A 21,585-nucleotide genomic window follows, 5' to 3' on the forward strand; every position below is an offset into this window, starting at 1 on the left:
AGGAGGAAATATTATGACTATTCTTGTAACAGGTGGTGCTGGATATATCGGAAGCCATACATGTGTGGAGCTTCTGAACGCAGGCTATGATGTCGTGATCATCGACAATCTGTATAATTCGAATCAGAAGGCCGTGGACCGGATCGAGGAGATCACCGGTAAGAAGGTGAAGTTTTATCCGGATGATATGATGGATCGTGCAGCGGTGAAGCGTGTCTTCGATGAGAATAAGATCGATGCGGTCATTCACTTCGCAGGTCTGAAGGCCGTCGGTGAGTCTGTGCACAAGCCGATCGAGTATTATCGCACAAATATCGGTTCCACGCTGAATCTGACCGACGAGATGCGTGCGCACGGCTGCAAGAATATCATTTTCTCGAGCTCTGCGACCGTATACGGCGATCCGGCGGAGATTCCGATCACGGAGAACTGCCCGAAGGGCACTTGCACAAATCCGTATGGCTGGACCAAGTGGATGCAGGAGCAGATTCTGACGGATATTCATACCGCAGATCCGGAGTGGAATGTCATCCTGCTTCGTTACTTCAACCCGATCGGTGCGCACAAGTCCGGTCTCATCGGTGAGGATCCGAAGGGCATCCCAAACAACCTGCTTCCGTACGTGGCACAGGTGGCGATCGGCAAGCTTCCGGAGATCAATGTCTTCGGTAACGATTATGATACACCGGATGGCACGGGTGTGCGTGATTACATCCATGTCGTGGATCTCGCACGTGGTCATGTAAAGGCCATCGAGCGTTTCGCGAAGAAGGATGGTGTATTCATCTGCAATCTGGGTACCGGTCATGGCTACTCGGTACTGGATGTCATCCATGCGTTTGAGAAGGCCTGCGGCAAGGAGCTTCCGTATGTGATTCGGGAGCGTCGTCCGGGCGACATCGCGACCTGCTACTCGAGCCCTGCGAAGGCAGAGAAGGAGCTCGGCTGGACCGCGGAGTTCGACCTCGAGGATATGTGCCGCGATTCCTGGAACTGGCAGCAGAAGAATCCGAACGGATATAATTCTTAAATACTTTGAGGCTATTGCCGAAACCGATATCGGGCGTCCCACTTAGTTCAAAGGACAGAACCCTCGGGATGTGCACATGGATCGGACAGGGAAAGCACCTGTCCGTCCATCGTGTACATCCCTTCAGAGCAGGCCTTTGCATCAGGCAAAGGCCGGAACGTACATGTACCGATCTTCGATCGGTATCCCGAAGGGATCGAGCTCGGACCACAAGTCCGGGCTCGACCTTACCTGTTCTTTGAATGCGCAAGACTGCCCGATACCGGCTTTCGGCAATAGCCTGTTTACGTTATGAAATGATTTATGTAAGGAGATAGAACTATGGACATTCAGATGGCTGTAAAGGATCTGGTGGCGTATGCGTTGAAGACGGGGCTGATTGAGGAGGCGGATATCATCTGGGCGCTGAATACGGTGACGCTGGAGCTGGGCATCACGGAGGTGACGGCGACCAGGGAGGATGTGATCGCGGAGGCCGACAGCATTGCCTTCGATGAAACGGAGGCGAGCGAGGATCAGAAGGTGAATGCGCTGGGGATGGTGTCCGATGGTACGTACCTGGAGAATGTACTGGCAGCGCTGGATGATTATGCGGTGGAGCACGGCCTCACGGGCAGTGATTCGGTGGTTTATCGTGATCTTTTCGATACGCGTCTGATGGGTGCGCTGACCCCGCGTCCGTCGGAGGTGCAGGCGAGATTTGCGAGTCTCTATGAGGAGAGCCCGAAGGAGGCGACCGAATGGTACTACACCTTCTCGCGGGATACGGACTACATCCGTCGTTACCGTGTGAAGAAGGATGTGAAGTGGCAGACGCATACGGAGTACGGTGATCTCGATATCACGATCAATCTGTCGAAGCCGGAGAAGGATCCGAAGGCCATCGCGGCGGCGGGCAAGGCGAAGCAGACGGGGTATCCGAAGTGCCAGCTCTGTCATGAGTGCGAGGGCTACAGTGGTCGTGTGGACTATCCGGCGCGTGAGAATCATCGTATCATCCCGATCGAGATTCAGGGCGCGGAGTGGGGCTTCCAGTATTCGCCATACGTGTACTACAACGAGCACTGCATCGTGCTGAACGCGGCGCACACGCCGATGAAGATTGATAAGGCGGCGTTTCTGAAGCTGTTTGATTTCGTCGCTCAGTTCCCGCACTATTTCGTCGGGTCCAATGCAGACCTTCCGATCGTGGGTGGCTCCATCCTCGCACATGAGCACTTCCAGGGTGGTCACTATACCTTCGCGATGGCGAAGGCGCCGGTGGAGCGGAGCTTTACGGTTCCGGGCTTCGAGGATGTCGAGGCGGGTATCGTGAAGTGGCCGATGAGTGTCATCCGTCTGAGTGGTCCGGATACGGTACGTCTCGCCGAGCTTGCGGATCGTATCCTCACGAAGTGGAGAGGCTACACGGATGAGAGCGCGTTCATCTTCGCGGAGACCGAGGGCACACCGCACTCGACGATCACGCCGATCGCGCGCAAGGTGGGCGATCAGTTCCAGCTGGATCTCGTGCTTCGGAACAACATCACGACGGAGGAGCATCCGCTCGGTGTATTCCATCCGCATGCGAAGCTCCATCATATCAAAAAGGAGAACATCGGCCTCATCGAGGTGATGGGTCTCGCGGTACTGCCGAGCCGTCTGAAGGGCGAGATGGCAGACCTTCGCGAGGCGATTCTCGCTGGAAAGGATCTTCGTGCCGATGAAGCGCTCGCGAAGCACGCCGACTGGGTCGACGAGTTCCGCGCGAAGTACGCGGCACAGGGCGTGCAGCTCACTGAGGAGAACCTCGAGGGTATCCTCCGTGATGAGATCGGTATCGTCTTCATGCAGGTGCTCGAGGACGCCGGCGTCTACAAGCGCACGCCGGAAGGCCAGGCCGCGTTCGACCGCTTTGTTGCGACGATTTAAAACCCGGAGGGCCGGTAACAGAAGCACAGTATTTCGAGTTCGGAAGAATCTAAAATTGTCCCCCTAAGAACCAGTAGGCTCTCTGCAACACTGAGTTTTCTTTATGAAAACTCAGTGTTGCAGAGAGTGCTAAGGAAAATTACTCCAACTGGTTCTAAGGGGGACAATTTTGATTCTACTCGAACTCTACGTATGGCTTCTGTTGCCGGTCCTCCAGGCTTTCGTGTATTTATCGCTACGAGACTTTTGCCGTTTTCTGTCTGCTGTTGAAATCAGTGATTGACGAGAAGCGGCAGTTTCCTTGATAATATGAAATGACTGAACATTTGTTGTACTGGTCATGCTTATAGAAAAATGGTCATGTTTACAGAAAATACAGGAGATGGAAGCGTATGAAGGAAGGAAAAAAGGGAATCCTGAGAGCGATTCCGATGTTTCTATGTGTGGGTGCGGCGTGTTGTGCGCTGCAGTCGTTTTACCGGGTGTCCGAGCAGGAGCAGGCGGTCGTGACGCGGTTTGGGAAGGTTAATGACATCAAAACCGCTGGTATGTACTTTAAGATCCCGTTTATCGACCAGGTGCAGAAGGTGGACACGACGACCTATGGTATGCCGATCGGCTACACGATCACGAACGAGCGGAATGGTGAGAATCCGGACTATGAAACGACGAGTGACTCGCTGACCATCACCTCGGATTTTAATCTGGTCAACACGGATTTTTATCTCGAGTATAAGGTGTCGGATCCGGTGAAGTATCTCTATAATTCGAACGAGCCGGTTCGTTTCATCTCGAACATGGCCGCGGCGGCGATCCGTTCGACGGTGTCGGATTTCACGGTCGATGATGTCATGACGACGGAGAAGTCGAAGATTCAGGCGGAGGTGCGGGATCAGCTGACGAAATCGCTGGAGGAAGCGGATATCGGGATTCAGATCGTAAATCTGTCGATTCAGGATGTGGAGCCGCCGACTTCGGATGTCGTTGCGGCATTCAAGTCCGTCGAGACGGCGAAGCAGGAAGCGGATACCACGATCAACAAAGCAAAGCAGTATAAGTCTGAGCAGATCCCAGCCGCAGACGCGACGGCCGACAGCATTGTCCAGAAGGCAGAAGCAGAGAAGGAGGCGCGTATCGCGGAAGCCAGCGGACAGGTCGCCCGTTTTAACGCGATGTACGATCAGTATAAGCTGAATCCGCTGATCACGAAGAAGCGTATTTTCTATGAGGCGATGGAGGATGTGCTGCCGGAGCTGAAGGTGATCATCAGTGATGGCAGTACCCAGACGATGCTGCCGCTGGAGAGCTTCGCGTATGTCTCGGTCGAGGCCGCAGATGGAGGTGACGAGAATGGAAAATAATGAGAAGAAGGAAGCGCTCGAGCGGGTAAAGAAGGCGGTGAAAAGTGTCGTCACCATCCTCGTGGCCTGCGCGGTTTTCCTGGTCGTCCTGCCGCTGCTTTCCCGAGGGGTATTCTATTCGGTGTCTGAAAATCAGTACGCGGTCGTGACGCGCTTCGGAAAGATCGTGGATGTCAAGGATGCAGCGGGCTTATATACGAAGATGCCGGTGGCCGACAACATCCGTTTCGTGACGAAGGCGATGCAGCTCTATGATGTGAAGCCGTCGGATGTCATCACGAAGGATAAAAAGTCGATGATCGCAGATAACTACATCGTCTGGAAGATCACGGATCCGACGAAGTTCATGCAGACCCTGAACGGGTCGACGAGTGGGGCAGAGGATCGTGTCGGCGTGGCCGTATACAACGCCACCAAGAATATCATTTCCTCGATGAGTCAGGATGACATCATCGCTGCGCGCGGCGATAAGCTGACCGATATGATCACCGCGGAGGCGAATTCTGATATCGGCGGATACGGGATCGTGATCACGAAGGCGGAGATCAAGGCCCTCGATCTGCCGGATGATAACAAGGATGCCGTTTATCAGCGCATGATTTCGGAGCGGGAAAACATCGCGGCATCCTATACCGCGGAGGGTGCCGCAAGGGCTCAGAAGATCCGGAACGAGACCGATAAGGAGGTTTCCATTCGGAAGGCGGAAGCCGAGAAGCAGGCCGCGGAGCTGTCCGGTGAAGGCGAGGCGAAGTACATGGAGATCCTCGCGGACGCCTATAATACCGAGGAAAAAGCCTCCTTCTATAACTATATCCGCTCCGTCGAAGCCATGAAGAAATCCCTGAGCGGAAGCGGAGACAAGACCATCATCCTCGACAAGGACTCGGAGCTCGCCAGAATCCTGTATGGGGACATCCACTGAGCACACCCCAGAGGGCCGGCAACAGAAGCTCAGTACTTCGAGTTCGGAAGAATCTAAAATTGTCCCCCTAAGAACCAGTAGGCTCTCTGCAAACGACTGAGTTTTCTTTATGAAAACTCAGTGTTGCAGAGAGTGCTAAGGAAAAATTACTCCAACTGGTTCTAAGGGGGACAATTTTGATTTTTCACGAACTCTTCGTATGGCTTCTGTTGCCGGCCCTCCTCGGGCTCTTGCATAAAACATGTGATCTATGGTATCATTTTTAAGATTAGGCCTTCGCAGGTGTTCGATGCCTGTGGAGTTGAAATAGAGTAAAAACAGGAGTGTTTATGGCAGAGAAGTATGATGCGTCGAGTATTACGGTCCTCGAGGGGCTGGAGCCGGTCCGTGTGCGACCGGGTATGTACATCGGTTCGGTGGGACAGCGTGGTCTCAATCACCTGATCTACGAGATCGTAGATAACTCGGTCGATGAGCATCTGGCAGGATACTGTAGAAATATATGGGTAACGCTGACCGCGGATGGCGCATGTACCGTGCGCGATGATGGTCGTGGTATCCCGGTCGGGATGCACCAGAAGGGTGTGTCTGCGGAGCGTATCGTCCTGACGACACTGCATGCGGGTGGAAAGTTCGACGATAAGGCATATAAGACCTCCGGTGGTCTCCATGGCGTTGGCTCGTCCGTGGTCAATGCTCTCTCACAGATGATGCGCGTGCGGGTCTATCAGGGCGGAAAGATCTATGAGGACTCCTACGAGCGCGGTAAGCCGACGACGGAGCTCGTGAACGGACTTCTTCCAGTGGTCGGAAAGACGAAGGAGACCGGTACAGAGATCAGCTTCATCCCGGATCCGGAGATCTTCGAGAAGACACGTTTCAAGGAGGAGTGGCTGAAGTCCCGCCTGCATGAGACCGCGTACCTCAACCCGCAGCTGACGATCCACTATGCGGATCAGCGCGGAGAGCTGCCGGAGACGATCGAATACCATGAGCCGGAGGGCATCATCGCCTTCGTAAGGGAGCTCAATAAGGACAGCGAACCGGTGACCCCGGAGATCTACTTCCGCGGGGAGAGCGAGGGGACGACCCTCGAGTGCTGTATCCAGTTCTGTGATAATTTCGAGGAGAACATCCTCGGCTTCTGTAATAACATCTTCACCCAGGAGGGCGGTACACATATCGTGGGCTTCAAGACGAAGTTCACGCAGCTCATCAACAGCTACGCACGCCAGCTCGGGATCCTGAAGGAGAAGGATGCGAACTTCACCGGTGCGGATACCCGTAACGGTATGACCGCGGTCATCGCCATCAAGTTCCCGGACCCGATTTTCGAGGGCCAGACGAAGACGAAGCTCGCGAGTGCGGATGCTGCAAAGTATGTGCAGAGCATCGTCGATGCGGAGCTGCAGCACTACTTCGATCGAAACGTCGAGGTAGTGAAGGCCATCATCAGCTGCGCCGAGAAGTCCGCGAAGATCCGTCGCGCCGAGGAAAAGGCGAAGACGAACATGCTGAGCAAGTCGAAGTACAGCTTCGATTCAAATGGCAAGCTTGCGAACTGCATCTCGAAGGACCCGGAGAAGTGTGAGATCTTCATCGTCGAGGGTGATTCGGCGGGCGGCTCTGCGAAGACCTGCCGCGACCGTCAGACCCAGGCGATCCTGCCGCTTCGCGGTAAGATCCTGAACGTCGAGAAGGCGTCGATGGATAAGGTCCTCGCGAACGCGGAGATCAAGACCATGATCAACACCTTCGGCTGCGGCTTCTCCGAGGGCTACGGCAACGACTTCGACATCTCGAAGCTGCGCTACAACAAGATCATCCTGATGACGGATGCCGATGTCGATGGTTCGCACATCGACACCCTGCTGTTGACCTTCCTGTACCGCTTCATGCCGGATCTCATCCGTGAGGGACATGTGTACGTGTCGATGCCGCCGCTCTACCAGGCGATCCCGCACAGTAAGAAGGAGGCGCCGGAGTACCTCTACGACGAGGCGGCGCTCACGAAGTATCAGAAGAAGCATAAGACCGGCTCCTATGAGCTGAAGCGCTTCAAGGGTCTCGGTGAGATGAACCCGGAGCAGCTCTGGGAGACGACCCTGAACCCGGAAAACCGCGTACTGAAGCGCGTAGAGATCGAGGACGGCCGCATGGCCTCCGAGGTGACGTCTATGCTGATGGGCTCCGACGTAGGACCGCGCCGCGACTTCATCCACGACCACGCAAACGAAGCAGTTATTGATTCGTAATCACATCGGGTGGCCCGAAGGGACGGGACTGCCCTAAACTCGGGCTTTGGAGGCCCGAGTTTAGCCCTGCGGGCACAGAGCACAGCTCTGTGGGATATCGTTTCGGAGTTTGTCTTATACAAACTCCTACACTCCATGTGATGCCCCCGGGCGGCGAGGCCGTTTTGCCGCCATTGCGGCAAAATCAAACGACAATGCCCGCGCCGTAGGCGCATCAAATGGCATTGTCTCCTTATAAAAAATAAAGGGAATATTATGGCTGAACAGATTTTAACAACTGAATTTTCCGAGGAGATGCAGAAATCCTACCTCGATTACTCGATGTCTGTCATCACTTCGCGTGCGGTGCCGGACATCCGTGACGGACTGAAGCCGGTACAGCGGCGCGTGCTCTATGATATGAACGAGCTGCATGCAAACCATGACCGCCCGACCTACAAGTCGGCGCGTATCTGTGGTGATACGATGGGTAAGTACCATCCGCACGGTGATTCCTCGATCTACGACACCCTGGTCGTCATGGCGCAGGACTTCAAGCGTATGCAGCCGGTGGTGCATGGCCAGGGTAACTTCGGTTCGATCGAGGGTGACTCTGCAGCCGCACCGCGATACACCGAGGCGAAGCTCGAGAAGTTCACGGATGACTGCATGCTGGCGGACCTCGATACGATGGTGCCGTTTCAGCCGAACTACGATGAGACATTGCGGGAGCCGGTGGTGCTGCCGGCACGTATCCCGTACTTCCTGCTGAACGGTTCCGAGGGCATCGCGGTCGGCATGACGACTTCCACCCCGAGCCACAATCTCGGTGAGATCATCGACCTCATCCTCGCGTACCTGCGCAACCCGGCGATGGAGACCGCGGACATGATGCAGTACCTAAAGGGACCGGATTTTCCGACCGGCGGCATCATCGCCAACAAGTCCGAGCTCGTCGACATTTACCGCAGTGGTACGGGCCGCCTCAAGCTCCGCGGCAAGCTGCAGTTTGAGAAGAAGGAGGGGCGTTCCGACCGCGATAAGCTCGTCGTGACCGAGATTCCGTATACGATGATCGGTCAGGGCATCATGAAGTTCATGCAGGATGTCGCCCAGCTCGTCGAGGATAAGATCCTCCCGGAGATCGTCGATATCTCGAACCAGTCCGACAAAAACGGCATCCGTATCGTACTCGAGCTGAAGGCTGGTGCGGACATCGAGCGCATCCAGAATATACTGTATAAGAAAACGAGACTCGAGGATACCTTCGGCGTGAACATGCTGGCCATACACGAGGGTCGGCCGGAGACCATGACGCTCCGGGGCATCCTGAAGGCCTATCTCAAGTTCCAGTACGAGATCCTCACGAACAAGTACCAGAACCTGCTTGAGAAGGAGCTCGCACGTAAAGAGATCCAGGATGGTCTCATCAAGGCCGTCGACCTGATCGACGCCATCATTGCCCTCCTCCGGAACTCGAAGAACCAGGCCGATGCGAAGCAGGCACTTATGAGCGGTGAGATCGCGGGCATCAAGTTCCGTGAGCGGGACCGCGAGTTCATGTCGACGATCGAGACCTTCCACTTCACGGAGCGGCAGGCACAGGCGATCCTCGATATGCGTCTCAGCAAGCTCATCGGTCTCGAGCTGATCGAGCTGAAGAAGCAGCATGCCGAGACGCTCCGAAACATCAAGGAGTACCGCGGGATCCTCGGCAGTCGCGAGCGCATGAACGAGGTGCTGTCCGAGGACCTCATGATGATCCGAGCCGCGTATGCCGTGCCGCGTCGCACCGTGCTCGAGGATGGTAAGGAAGCCGTCTTCAACGAGAACGAGGTGCAGGAGATCAGCTGCTACTACATCCAGGACAAGTTCGGCTACTGCAAGCTCATGGATGAGGCAACCTACCAGCGGAACCAGGAGGCCGTCGAGTCGGACAACCGTTTCGTGCTGAAGTGCAAGAACACGGACCGCGTGCTGCTGTTCACTGATAAGGGCAATATGCACCAGATCAAGTGCCAGGATGTGCCGCTCGGAAAGTTCAAGGACAAGGGCGTACCGATCGACAACATCAGTAAGTACAACGCGAACCAGGAGGAGATCATCTATGCCAATGTGAAGTCCGCCCTGGCCGGGAAGACCCTGATCTTCGCGACGAGAGACGCGATGGTGAAGCTCGTCGAGACCTCGGAATTCGAGACTGCGAACAAGCTCGTCGCCGCAACGAAGCTGGGCGAGGGCGATCGACTGATCGAGATTCGGGAGATGGCTTACGAAACCGACATCGTCTTCGAGACACATGACGGCTACTTCCTCCGCTGCTCCCTGAGCGATATACCGCTCCAGAAGAAGAACAGCAAGGGTGTCATCGGCATCCGACTCGGCAAGTGCGACACCCTCGAGCACTTCTACCTCCTCGGCACCGAGCCGGTGGAGATCACGTACCGGAAGAAGCCGCTCAGCTTAAACCGCCTGAAGCTCGCCGGCCGCGCCGGAAAAGGCACGAAGCACTGATTACGGGGATGTCACCTGTTGCTGTTCGGGCGAAACTCGACGGATGGCAGCCGAGCCATGCCTGGACATAATTACGTTTTGACAGTAGTTGTCCGGGCGGCGAAAGGCTGCTATTCGAAAATGTTATATTGCCACTGACAGTTAAAAGTAATACAATACGGAAACATATACGTGCCTGCGGGGTGAAGAAACAGCTGTATGTCGAAATCCTGCAGGATGTATGCATCTGAGAGTAAAAATACGGATAGAAGTTGACGAGGAGACTGAAATGGAAAAGTTAAAGGTTGGTGTTCTTGGTGCGACTGGAATGGTTGGCCAGCGTTTTATCACATTGCTTGTAAACCATCCATGGTTCGAGCTGACGACGCTTGCAGCGTCCCCGAGATCTGCGGGTAAGACCTATGCAGAGGCTGTAGAAGGTAAGTGGAAGCTGGATATTCCGATTCCGGAGGAAGTAAAGGACATGATCGTCCTGGACGTTTCAAAGGTAGAAGAGGTTGCAAAGGATGTCGACTTCGTATTTTCCGCAGTGGATATGAAGAAGGACGAGATCAAGGCCATCGAGGAAGCGTATGCGAAGACGGAGACCCCGGTCGTTTCGAACAACTCTGCACACCGCTGGACGACCGATGTTCCGATGGTCGTTCCGGAGATCAACCCGGATCACTATCAGCTCATCGAGGCACAGAAGAAGCGTCTCGGCACCACACGTGGCTTCATCGCTGTAAAGCCGAACTGCTCGATCCAGTCCTACACACCAGCCCTCGCTGCATGGATGCAGTTCGAGCCGTATGAGGTGATCGTTTCCACCTACCAGGCGATTTCCGGTGCCGGCAAGAACTTCGAGTCTTGGCCGGAGATGGAGCACAACATCATCCCGTACATCGGTGGTGAGGAAGAGAAGTCCGAGAAGGAGCCGCTCCGCGTACTCGGCAGCCTCGCGGGAGATCACATCGATCTTATCGAAGGTCTGAAGATCTCTGCACAGTGCATCCGTGTACCGATTCTGAACGGTCACACCGCGACGGTTTTCGTCAAGTTCCATAAGAAGCCGACGAAGGAAGAGCTCGTCGAGGCACTCCGCAGCTACCGCGGTGAGCCACAGGAGCTCGAGCTGCCGTCTGCACCGAAGCAGTTCATCCAGTACCTCGAGGAGGACGATCGTCCACAGGTTTCCCTCGACGTGAACTACGAGAACGGCATGGGCATCTCGATCGGCCGTCTCCGTGAGGACTCCATTTATGACTGGAAGTTCGTCGGTCTCAGCCACAACACCCTCCGTGGCGCTGCCGGCGGCGGTGTAGAAGCTGCCGAGTACCTCGCAAAGAAGGGCTATATCACAAAGAAATAAGCGGATCATCAAATTTTGATGGTTACTGATCTTTTTTAAACCGGAGTGACGATTCACTCCGGATTTTTTATGGTTTGAATGGTACCCATTGCCAAGGACACCGGAGATTTTAGCTGCCCCAATTTTCAGACAGCTATGAGTCTCTTTTCTCTGGTAGAAACGAGCCTGAAAATAGAGTATAATACTTGCAGTTTATGGGCGGTGCCGATGACGCGCTTGCTATTCCCAGACCCTGCAGAAGGGGATGGGAGAGTTGCGTGAGTGTCGATGAAAAGCTGCCCTTGCATTTTCGGTATTGAATCTTCGATGGGAGGGACATGCGATGTCAGTGAGAGAATCAGTGCTTGGAACACTGAAGGATGGCCGCGAGGTGAAGCGATATACGATTACAAATCAGCATGGTACGGAGGCGAGCTTTACGAATCTCGGTGCCATCTGGCTTACGATGCTGGTACGTGATAAGGACGGAAAGATGCGGGATGTCGTACTCGGTGTCGATCAGGCGGAGCTTCTGCTTGAGAATCCGGGTCACATGGGTGAGCCGGTCGGTCGAAACGCGAACCGTATCGGTCAGGCGGGCTTCGATTTGAATGGAAAGCATTATGCGCTCGCCGTCAATGACAATGGTGCCAACAATCTCCATTCCGGACCGGATTACTGGCGTACGCGCATCTGGGAGGCAGACTATGCAGACGCTGGCCTCGGCAGCTACGTGATCTTCTCTCTGCATTCCCCGGACGGTGATCAGGGCTTCCCTGGCGCTGCCGAGGTGGCCGTGACCTACACCCTGACCGAGGACGACGCGCTCGAGATCCACTATCAGGCGACCGCCGACCAGGACACCGTCTTCAATATGACGAACCACGCGTATTTCAACCTGAACGGCTATGACAGTGGTGACGCGATGAATCAGCGTGTCTGGATTCATGCAGACAGCTATACACCGGCCAGCGAGATTTCGATCCCGTACGGTCGTATCGAGCCGGTGGCCGGCACCCCGATGGACTTCACCACCGAGAAGGTGATCGCACGCGATATCGATGCGGACTTCGATCAGCTGAAGTTTGCGCACGGCTTCGATCATAACTGGGTGCTCAATGACTATGACGGGGACGTACGTCTCGTCGCCTCTGCGTATGCGGAGGAGTCCGGCATCCGGATGTCCATCTATACCGATCTCGAGGGCTTGCAGTTCTATACCGCGAACTTCATGGGCAGTGATTTCGAGGGCAAAAACGGGGCGCACTTCGGACCACGCCATGCGTACTGCTTCGAGACCCAGCACTATCCGGACTGCCTGCATAAGCCAGAGTGGCCGACCAGCATCGTGAAGGCCGGCGAGGAATACGACACAACGACGATCTACAAGTGGGAGCTTCAGTAAACAGAAGTACTTCTTTTCGAAGCACCCACAGAACATCCACAGGCGGTGCGCGGCGCGCATTCGCTGAAGCGGCTTCACATGAAGCCGGCGCTCGTACATGGATCAGTGGGAGGCGAATTGAAGAAATTATTTATCGCAGAGAAGCCGTCGGTGGCGCAGCAGTTTGCACAGGCGCTCGGGATGAAGAACGTCCGGCGCGGCGACGGCTTCCTGGAAAATGAAGATTATGTGGTGACCTGGTGCGTGGGTCACCTCGTACAGCTCAGCTACCCGGCAGCGTATGACGAGAAGTACCAGAAGTGGAGCTTTGACACGCTCCCGTTCATCCCAAAGGCGGATGAGTGGAAATACGAGGTCAGTAAGAGCACGGCAAAGCAGTTCGCGGTCGTCGCGAAGCAGCTGAACCGTCCGGATGTCGAAACCATCTACATCTGCACCGATAGTGCCCGCGAGGGAGAGTACATCTACCGGCTCGTCGACAGGATGGCAGAGGTGCCGAAGGAGAAGGAGCGTCGCCGTGTCTGGATCGATTCCCAGACGAACGAGGAGATCCTCCGCGGCATCCGCGAGGCGAAGCTCGACAGCGAGTATGACCACCTGTCGGCGGCGGCCTTCAGCCGGGCGAAGGAAGACTACCTCATAGGCATCAACTTCAGCCGCGCGCTGTCGCTCAAGTACCGCTACCGGATCAAGCAGCAGCTCGGCATGAAGCCGGAGGAGAAGATGACCGTGGCCGTCGGCCGCGTCATGACCTGCGTCCTCGGCATGATCGTCAAGCGAGAGCAGGAGATCCGGGCCTTCCAGAAGACGACCTTCTACCGCATCCTCGGCGATTTCGATCTCGGGGAAGGCGCGAAGCTGAGTGCGGACTGGAAGCCGTCGGAGCAGTCGTCACGCTACAGCCCGACGGACATCTACGACGGCAAGGGCTTCCTGAGGCCGGAGCGCGCCGCCGAATTCATGAAGAGTTTCATGCCGTTTCCGTGTGAAGCGACGGTGACGGCTGTCACGAAGAAGAAGGAGACGAAGAATCCGCCGCTGCTCTACAACCTCGCGGAGCTGCAGAACGACTGCGCGAAGATGTTCAAGATCAGCCCGGATGAGACCCTCGCCATCGCGCAGGAGCTCTACGAGAAGAAGCTGACCACCTACCCGCGTACCGATGCGCGTGTGCTCTCGACCGCCGTTTCGAAGGAGATCGAGAAGAACATCCGCGGCATCGCGAGCTACGCACCGGTGGCCCCGCAGGCGCAGGAGATCCTGTCGTCCGGCAGCTTCCGAAGCATCGCGAAGACCCGCTACGTCGACGACAAGAAGATCGCCGACCACTACGCGATCATCCCGACCGGTCAGGGCCAGCGCGAGTACCAGTCGCTGAAGCCGCTTTCGAAGAAGGTGTACGAGCTCATCTGCCGTCGCTTCCTCTCGATTTTCTTCCCGCCGGCGATCTACGAGCGCATCGCGCTGATGATCGACTGCCAGGGCGAGACCTTCAGCGTGAGCTCCCGTGCCCTGAAGGACGAGGGCTATCGGAAGGTTGCTGACCTGCGTCGGAGCGCGGCCCTTGTCGGTGCGTCCCCGACAGCGGATCCGGCCAATGCAGGCGCCGGATCGTCGATGGCTTCTACCATGGCGACGGCGGCCTCGGCCAGTCACACGGCCAATGCAGGAGGCACCACGTCGGATGCCGCGACCATGGCTTCTTCGACCACGGGACCGGACGGCGTCGCGACGACGCGAGCGGACGGAAGCATTGGCCTGGAAAACGGTGGAGAGAGCGAAGAGGAGGGCGACAACCGAAGCCTGAGTGAGGCACTGCTGAAGCTCCGGAAGGGGCAGAAGCTGCAGCTCGAGACGCTGCGCGTGAAGGAGGGCGAGACGGCACCGCCGAAGCGCTACACCTCCGGATCGATGATCCTCGCGATGGAAAACGCCGGCAACCTCATCGAGGACGAGGAGCTGCGGGCGCAGATCAAGGGCGCGGGCATCGGCACCAGTGCGACGCGTGCAGGTATCCTCACGAAGCTCGTGGACAATAAGTACATCGCGCTGCAGAAGAAGACGCAGGTGCTGTCACCGACGAAGCTCGGCGAGTACATCGCGTATTATGTGAAGATTTCGGTGCCGCATCTGCTGAATCCGAAGCTGACCGCCTCCTGGGAGATGGGGCTGTCGGAGGTGGCGGACGGCACGATCACCGAGGCCGAGTACATGGAGAAGCTCGAGGACTTCGTTCGAAGTCGGACGGAAAAGATCCGGGCGCTCTGATGGACGTATCTGAGAAGCGGATCAGATAGATGGAGACTTCCACATGAAGGTTTCCGACACCAGATGATACTAGTTTAGAAAGCCCGAAGCCTCACGGGATGAGGCAGCTTGAGCTCTCTGGAAAGAAGAGAATTATGAAAAAACAAGATGTAACGATTGCGGCGATGTATGACCTTCAGTATACGGAGGCGGGGGCGATCTTCGAGGGACTCACCTATCCGTGGGAGGCGCTTCCGAAGATCCACGATTTCATCGCGGCGTACGGTCCGACGCTTCCGAAGGACGAGTACACGGAGGTGAAGCCGCATGTCTGGATCCATAAGAGTGCGACGGTATTTGAGTCCGCGTACCTCGCGGAGTATATCATCATCGGGCCGGAGACCGAGGTGCGCCAGTGTGCATTCCTCCGTGGCAACATTATGGTCGGAAAGCACTGCGTGATCGGCAACAGCTGCGAGCTGAAAAATGTCGTGATCTTCGACAACGTGCAGGTTCCGCACTATAATTATGTTGGGGATTCGATCCTCGGCTACAAGTCCCACATGGGTGCGGCGTCCCTGACCTCGAACGTGAAGTCGGACAAGAAGCTCGTCGTGGTACACACCGAGGACGGTGACATCGAGACCGGACTCAAGAAGTTCGGCGCGATGCTGAGCGACCATGTCGAGGTGGGATGCGGCTCTATCCTGAATCCGGGCACGGTGATCGGACGCAACACGAACGTCTATCCGCTGAGCTCGGTGCGCGGCTGCGTGGATGCAGACAGCATCTACAAGTCGAAGGGCGAGGTGGAGATCGTCGCGAAGCACTGATGCGATCACAGCGTCGCCAGGGACCTCTGCCTGAATGCTGACCTGATTCGTTTTCTACCGGCTGCGGCCGGAACATATATCAAAGGAGTTTACTATGGAACATAATTTCGGAGCAAATGTACACATCATGAACCACCCGCTGCTTACGCATAAGATTTCACTTCTGCGTGATAAGCACACCGGAACCAACGAGTTCCGTCAGCTCGTTGAGGAGATCGCGATGCTGATGGGCTTCGAGGCACTGTCGGACCTTCCGACGAAGACCGTCGAGCTTGATACGCCGATCGAGACTGCAGAGGTCGAGATGCTGGCGGGCCGTAAGCTCGCTATCGTGCCGATCCTTCGTGCCGGCCTCGGCATGGTATCCGGCCTGACCGCACTCGTTCCGAGCGCAAAGATCGGCCACATCGGCATGTATCGTGATGAGACCACGCATCAGCCGGTCGAGTACTTCTGCAAGCTGCCGAACCCGATCGAGGAGCGTCAGATCGTCGTCTGTGATCCGATGCTGGCGACCGGTGGCTCTGCGGTTGATGCCATCGACCAGATCAAGAAGCACGGCGGCAGAAAGATCAAGTTCATCTGCATCATTGCGGCACCGGAAGGCGTGAAGCGTCTCGCCGAGGCACATCCGGATGTACAGATTTACGTCGGAAACCTCGATCGCTGCCTGAACGAGAACGCATACATCTGCCCGGGTCTGGGCGATGCCGGCGACCGTATCTTCGGTACGAAGTAAATAGCAGCCTGGTTGCGGTGTCCGGAGGGCAACCCCCGGAAGCACAGTACTACGAGCTCGGAAGACTCTAAAATTGTCCCCCTAAGAACCAGTAGGCTCTCTGCAAACGACTGAGTTTTCTTTATGAAAACTCAGTGTTGCAGAGAGTGCTAAGGAAAATTACTCCAACTGGTTCTAAGGGGGACAATTTTGATTCTTCACGACCTCTTCGTATGGCTTCCGGTGGCTGTCCTCAGGAATTTGCATACGTATGGCTCAAATGCTCTTCTTGATTAATCGATGGGGATATTCTAAACTAAGGATACTTTTAATGGGATGGCTTAAATAACATCGAGCTCGGACCATAGGTCCGAGCTCGATGCCGCCAGTGGGACTTGAACCCACACAATGTTACCATTATCAGATTTTGAGTCTGACGCGTCTGCCATTCCGCCATGACGGCGAGTCCTGTGTTACGCGAGGACAACATACAGAATTTAGCATATAATTGCGAGGTTTTCAAGTCGATTATGACCTGTCTGGAAGCACGGAAGTGCATTTACGATTATCTGAATAACAAGCTGTCGGATGAGAAGCTGCAGGAGTTTATGGAGCATATTTCGGAGTGCGATGAGTGCATGGAGGAGCTGCGGATCACGCATATGGTCTACAGTGGTGTGCAGAAGCTGGATGCGGTGGATGATTCGAATCTGAACATCGACGGGTCCTTCCGGCGGCAGCTGATGGATACGCGCTTTTATCTGTTTCGTATCCACGCGATCCGGATCATCCGGATGGCGGCGGATTCGGTCGTGTTCTGGGCGGTACTGGTGACGCTGCTTCTGCAGCTTCGGATCTGGTTTCTGTAGCCAGTGGTTTCGTGACTGTCTGATATCGGCAGTCACGGATGTTCAGGACAGCTGCCTATGGCGGCGTCCGGTTCTGATCGCTTCAGATGTTCAGGACAGCTGTTTTCAATGCAATCTGCTTTTGAACGCATCAGGTTTTGATCATATATGGTTTCAATCGTTAGAGGAGGAAGAGAGTTGACGGATAAGATTTTACTGATCGATGGACACAGCATCATGTCCCGGGCGTTTTACGGGATCCCGGAGCTGACGAATTCGCAGGGGCTGCATACAAATGCGGTCTATGGTTTCCTGAATATCCTTCTGAAGGTGCTGGATCAGGAGCAGGCGGATCATCTGGCGGTGGCCTTCGATGTGCACGAGCCGACCTTCCGCCATAAGATGTTTGCTGACTATAAGGGGACGCGGAAGCCGATGCCGCCGGAGCTGCACGAGCAGATTCCGCTGATGCAGGAGGTGCTTCGGTCGATGCACATTCCGCTCCTCATGAAGGGCGGCTATGAGGCGGATGACCTTCTCGGTACCATCGCAAAGCGCTGCCAGAAGGAGGGCGTGGAGGTGACGATCGTCTCTGGTGACCGTGACCTCCTGCAGCTTGCGGATGAGAAGATCAAGATCTGTCTTCCGAAGACGGCGAAGGGCGTGACGACGGTCTACAACTACTATCCGGACGATGTGATGAAGGAGTGGAACGTGACGCCGCTCGAGTTCATCGACCTGAAGGCCCTGATGGGTGACACCTCCGATAACATCCCGGGTGTGCCGGGCCTCGGTCCGAAGTCTGCGGAGTGGATCATCACGAAGTATCACACCATCGAGGCGGCGCATGCAGCGGCGCTGGCGGGCGACCCGGAGTTCAAGGTCCCGCGGAAGCCGAAGGCCGCGCAGATGCTGATCGATGAGTGGGAGAGCGCCGCGTTGTCGAAGACCCTCGCGACCATCTGCATTGACGCCCCGATCGACTTCGATTATGATGACGCCCGCGTCGAGAACATGTTCAATGCAGACTCCTTCGAGTTTGTGAAGCGGCTGGAGCTGAAGTCGCTCCTGAAGCGCTTCGATGTGTCGAGCCTCGACCTCGCGGCGGAGCAGCAGCTGGATCTGTCGGGCCTCAAGGAGGTCGACGACCCGTACCTGGCGCGCATTGCCTTCCGGGACGCGGCGAGTGAGGGCCAGGCCGGCTTCGCCATCGCCGGGGAAGACCTTTACTTCGCGCTGGCCGGTGACCGCAGCTACCATTTCTACGGCTTCGACTGGCAGACGGAGCTGCAGGCGCTGGCACAGAAAAAGGGCGTCGAGCTCTACACCATGAACCTGAAGCAGGCGCTCTACCACTGTGCCTTCGCGCCGGAGAGCCCGGTCTATGACCTCGCGCTCGCGGCGTACGTCATCAATCCGCTGAAGGACAGCTACAGCTACGAGGACCTCGCCCGCGATTTCATGGGCCTCACGCTGCCGTCAGAAAAGGAACTCCGTGACGATCTGAAGGATCGACCGCATTGTCCGAATCCGTTTACGGACGACGCGGCCAATGCAGGCGACGGTGCGCAGGTGGCGGGCTTCAACACGGACGCTGACGGCAGCTCGGCGGATCCGGTGGCGTGCACCATGGCGGCGTACAGCGCGATCGTGGCGCTTCGCAGTGCGAAGAAGATTTTCGCGAAGCTGGAGGAGCTCGAGGAGCGGACACTCTATGAGGAGATCGAGATGCCGCTCGTGTATACACTGTATGACATGCAGCGGGCCGGTATCCTGGTTGATAAGCAGGCGCTCGTCGACTATGGCGTCGAGCTTCGGGCCGGCATCGAAGAGCTGCAGGCGCGCATCTACGAAGAGGCGGGGGAGGAGTTCAACATCAACTCGCCGAAGCAGCTCGGGGAGATTCTATTCGTGAAGCTCGGCATGAAGGGCGGCAAGAAGACGAAGTCCGGGTATTCGACCGCGGCGGATGTGCTCGAGAAGCTCGCCGAGGACCACGAGATCGTGGCGGATATCCTGAATTACCGTACGCTTACGAAGCTGAACTCGACCTATGCGGAGGGACTTCTGAACTTTATTCAGGCGGATGGCCGCATCCATGGAGAGTTTAATCAGATGGTGACGGCGACGGGCCGTATCTCGTCGACGAATCCGAACCTGCAGAACATCCCGGTGCGTACGGAGCTTGGTCGACGCTTCCGCACCGTTTTCGTGCCGAAGCCGGGCTGCGTCTTCATCGACGCCGACTATTCCCAGGTCGAGCTCCGTATCCTCGCATCGCTCTCGGGTGATGCGAAGCTGATCGCAGCGTATAAGGATGCGAGCGATATTCATGCCGTGACGGCCTCGCAGGTCTTCCATGTGCCGCTCGAGGAGGTGACGCCGGAGCTTCGTCGGAACGCGAAGGCGGTCAACTTTGGTATCGTCTACGGTATCTCGGCCTTCGGTCTCAGTGAGGGTCTCAGCATCAGTCGGAGTGAGGCGAAGGAGTACATCGAGCGGTACTTCGCGGCGTATCCGGATGTCAAGAAGTACCTCGATGGCGAGGTGGCGTTCGCGCATGAGCACGGCTATGTGAAGACGATCTTCGGGCGTCGTCGGCCGGTGCCGGACATCAATGCCTCGAACTTCGCGCGCCGCAGCTTCAGTGAGCGTGTCGCGATGAACTCCCCGATCCAGGGCAGTGCCGCCGACATCATGAAGAAAGCGATGAACGAGGTGAACTGTGCCCTCCGTGCGGGCGGTTATGCATCCCGCATCGTGCTGCAGGTGCACGATGAGCTTCTGATCGAAGCGCCCGTTGCCGAGCAGGAGGCCGTGAAGGCCCTCCTTGTCGATAAGATGCAGCACGCCGTCGACCTCGCCGTCGAGCTCGTCGCCGACGCGAATGTGGGCGAAAACTGGGATGCCGCACACTGAGGTGTTTGCTTCAGCAAACACCGAAGGGGTGAGCAAGGGCTTCCATTGGAAGATAACAGTACCGCTAAGATGCCCGGAGGGGCTGCCGACCCTTACTGTCATATTACATCACTATCTAATATGGTTTGATTTTGAAAAAACTGGATATATTTTTGGACCGAAATAATCGAAATCGATTGTAAAATATCCACTCTTAGGTGATTTCAAAAATACTGGATATGAAAAGCCTTATTTCATAAGGAGAATTCGGGCTCGAGTATCCAGTATTAAAAAAATGAAGCGTTATTGGATATCTGCTTAAAGAAATGTTTCTATGAAGTTCGAAATCCATATCTACTATTTGAAAAAATGAGGTAGATTGGATAGTACGCATATATGCGTATGCCTGATTTCGCGGAAAAGTATCCAATAAGTGCCTTATTTCAAAATCGTGGATAGTTTAGCTCTGCGCATAAAAATGATAAACGATGTTGAAAGTATCCATGATTTCGAAATCAAGCGGTTATTGGATAGTACCATCAATCTTTGTCAGATTTAGCTAGCTGAATTGGTACTGTTTTGTGCCTGGGCGAGGTGAAAGGAATGGATAGAAAAATGAAAGAAATCCAATCGAACGATATCATGCACATCGGATTCCTGAAGATGGAGCCCTTTGCCGGCTCCTCAGAGGGAATGCGCTTCCGTATGAGTAAGGTGACGTATACGGAGCCGGATACGGAGCTGCTTCAGAAGATCGAGGCGGGGGAGGCGGCATATCCGGTCGATAAAAAGACCGGTGAGACGATCATGAACCCGACGAAGGATCGGTACACGCTCGGTGTCTGGGTCTGGCCGGAGCCGTACAGCTTCGACTTCACGCCGGATGAGTACAAGACCTTCCGTGAGTTTGTCTTCTCGGAGGACGGCGTCATGGAGGGCCTCGCCTGGCTGAACGAGGAGAAGCAAGCGAAGGACTGGGCGGAGGCCGCCCTTTCGTGGACGGACTGGAAGACGATGGCAGGGAAAGCAGATGCTGGGGTCTGACCCCATTAAATTTTTATAAACAAAATCTAAAGTTAAAGTTTATGGGGTCTGACCCCATTAAATTTTTATAAATAAAATCTAAAGTTAAAGTTTATGGGGTCAGACCCCAATGTCGTCAACCCAACGTCAACTTAAGATTAGTTACCAGAAGGATGATATCACAAAGGCGGCGGAAAATTTGAATACCAGCGAAAAATCTTTAAAGAAGGCGCACTTTAACAGAGCTCCGTTAAGAAACTCCTTCAGCGGTATTGATTTTGAGCAGAATTAAAACGCTACCTTTTTGTTGT

The 21,585-nt window shown here is 55.5% G+C and carries 14 protein-coding genes and 1 tRNA gene; 14 read left to right on the forward strand and 1 reads right to left on the reverse strand.

Annotated elements, in window-relative coordinates; translation table 11 throughout:
- Positions 1–13: 13 nt before the first annotated feature.
- The 11 genes from galE to upp all read left to right on the forward strand — a co-directional run bounded on the left by galE (position 14) and on the right by upp (position 16,526).
- The gene (galE, locus tag ACK8P7_RS08840; protein ID WP_410043845.1) at positions 14–1,030 is read left to right on the forward strand and encodes a UDP-glucose 4-epimerase GalE; all 1,017 of its coding nucleotides are present in this window, start codon (positions 14–16) and stop codon (positions 1,028–1,030) included.
- A gap of 321 nt (positions 1,031–1,351) precedes the next feature.
- Entirely contained in the window at positions 1,352–2,941 is a 1,590-nt protein-coding gene (locus tag ACK8P7_RS08845) for a UDP-glucose--hexose-1-phosphate uridylyltransferase (protein ID WP_410043846.1), read from the forward strand.
- A 392-nt stretch (positions 2,942–3,333) separates the two neighbouring features.
- Complete coding sequence (hflK, locus tag ACK8P7_RS08850; protein WP_410043847.1) at positions 3,334–4,302, forward strand: FtsH protease activity modulator HflK; 969 nt, start codon at positions 3,334–3,336, stop codon at positions 4,300–4,302.
- A complete protein-coding gene (hflC, locus tag ACK8P7_RS08855) occupies positions 4,292–5,224 on the forward strand; it encodes a protease modulator HflC (protein ID WP_410043848.1) in 933 nt (310 codons plus the stop codon). Before hflK ends, hflC begins: the two co-directional genes overlap by 11 nt.
- Positions 5,225–5,553: 329 nt before the next feature.
- The gene (locus ACK8P7_RS08860) at positions 5,554–7,479 is read left to right on the forward strand and encodes a type IIA DNA topoisomerase subunit B (protein ID WP_410043849.1); all 1,926 of its coding nucleotides are present in this window, start codon (positions 5,554–5,556) and stop codon (positions 7,477–7,479) included.
- Positions 7,480–7,734: 255 nt separating this feature from the next.
- Positions 7,735–9,972: a DNA topoisomerase (ATP-hydrolyzing) subunit A gene (locus ACK8P7_RS08865; RefSeq protein WP_410043850.1), complete on the forward strand. Its 2,238-nt coding sequence runs from the start codon at positions 7,735–7,737 to the stop codon at positions 9,970–9,972.
- A gap of 268 nt (positions 9,973–10,240) precedes the next feature.
- Positions 10,241–11,323, forward strand: a complete 1,083-nt coding sequence (gene asd, locus ACK8P7_RS08870) for an aspartate-semialdehyde dehydrogenase (protein WP_410043851.1) — start codon at positions 10,241–10,243, stop codon at positions 11,321–11,323.
- A gap of 322 nt (positions 11,324–11,645) precedes the next feature.
- Complete coding sequence (locus tag ACK8P7_RS08875) at positions 11,646–12,707, forward strand: aldose epimerase family protein (RefSeq protein WP_410043852.1); 1,062 nt, start codon at positions 11,646–11,648, stop codon at positions 12,705–12,707.
- Between the two features lie 117 nt (positions 12,708–12,824).
- Entirely contained in the window at positions 12,825–14,975 is a 2,151-nt protein-coding gene (locus tag ACK8P7_RS08880; protein ID WP_410043853.1) for a DNA topoisomerase, read from the forward strand.
- Between the two features lie 134 nt (positions 14,976–15,109).
- Positions 15,110–15,787, forward strand: coding sequence for a UDP-N-acetylglucosamine pyrophosphorylase (locus ACK8P7_RS08885; RefSeq protein WP_410043854.1), 678 nt, complete (start codon positions 15,110–15,112; stop codon positions 15,785–15,787).
- Between the two features lie 94 nt (positions 15,788–15,881).
- Entirely contained in the window at positions 15,882–16,526 is a 645-nt protein-coding gene (gene upp / locus ACK8P7_RS08890; protein ID WP_410043855.1) for a uracil phosphoribosyltransferase, read from the forward strand.
- A gap of 359 nt (positions 16,527–16,885) precedes the next feature.
- On the opposite strand, the gene ACK8P7_RS08895 is transcribed toward upp, so the two are convergent.
- A tRNA-Leu gene (locus ACK8P7_RS08895) sits at positions 16,886–16,968 on the reverse strand.
- Between the two features lie 67 nt (positions 16,969–17,035).
- On the opposite strand from ACK8P7_RS08895, the gene ACK8P7_RS08900 reads away from it, so the two are divergent.
- The 3 genes from ACK8P7_RS08900 (at position 17,036) to ACK8P7_RS08910 (ending at position 21,295) form a co-directional block, all read left to right on the forward strand.
- Positions 17,036–17,374: an anti-sigma factor family protein gene (locus ACK8P7_RS08900; protein WP_410043856.1), complete on the forward strand. Its 339-nt coding sequence runs from the start codon at positions 17,036–17,038 to the stop codon at positions 17,372–17,374.
- 177 nt (positions 17,375–17,551) lie between these two features.
- Entirely contained in the window at positions 17,552–20,272 is a 2,721-nt protein-coding gene (polA, locus tag ACK8P7_RS08905) for a DNA polymerase I (RefSeq protein ID WP_410043857.1), read from the forward strand.
- Positions 20,273–20,866: 594 nt separating this feature from the next.
- Complete coding sequence (locus ACK8P7_RS08910) at positions 20,867–21,295, forward strand: hypothetical protein (RefSeq protein WP_410043858.1); 429 nt, start codon at positions 20,867–20,869, stop codon at positions 21,293–21,295.
- Positions 21,296–21,585: the final 290 nt, after the last annotated feature.

This window comes from Oribacterium sp. P9 (genome assembly GCF_046365365.1).
Lineage (GTDB): Bacteria > Bacillota > Clostridia > Lachnospirales > Lachnospiraceae > Oribacterium.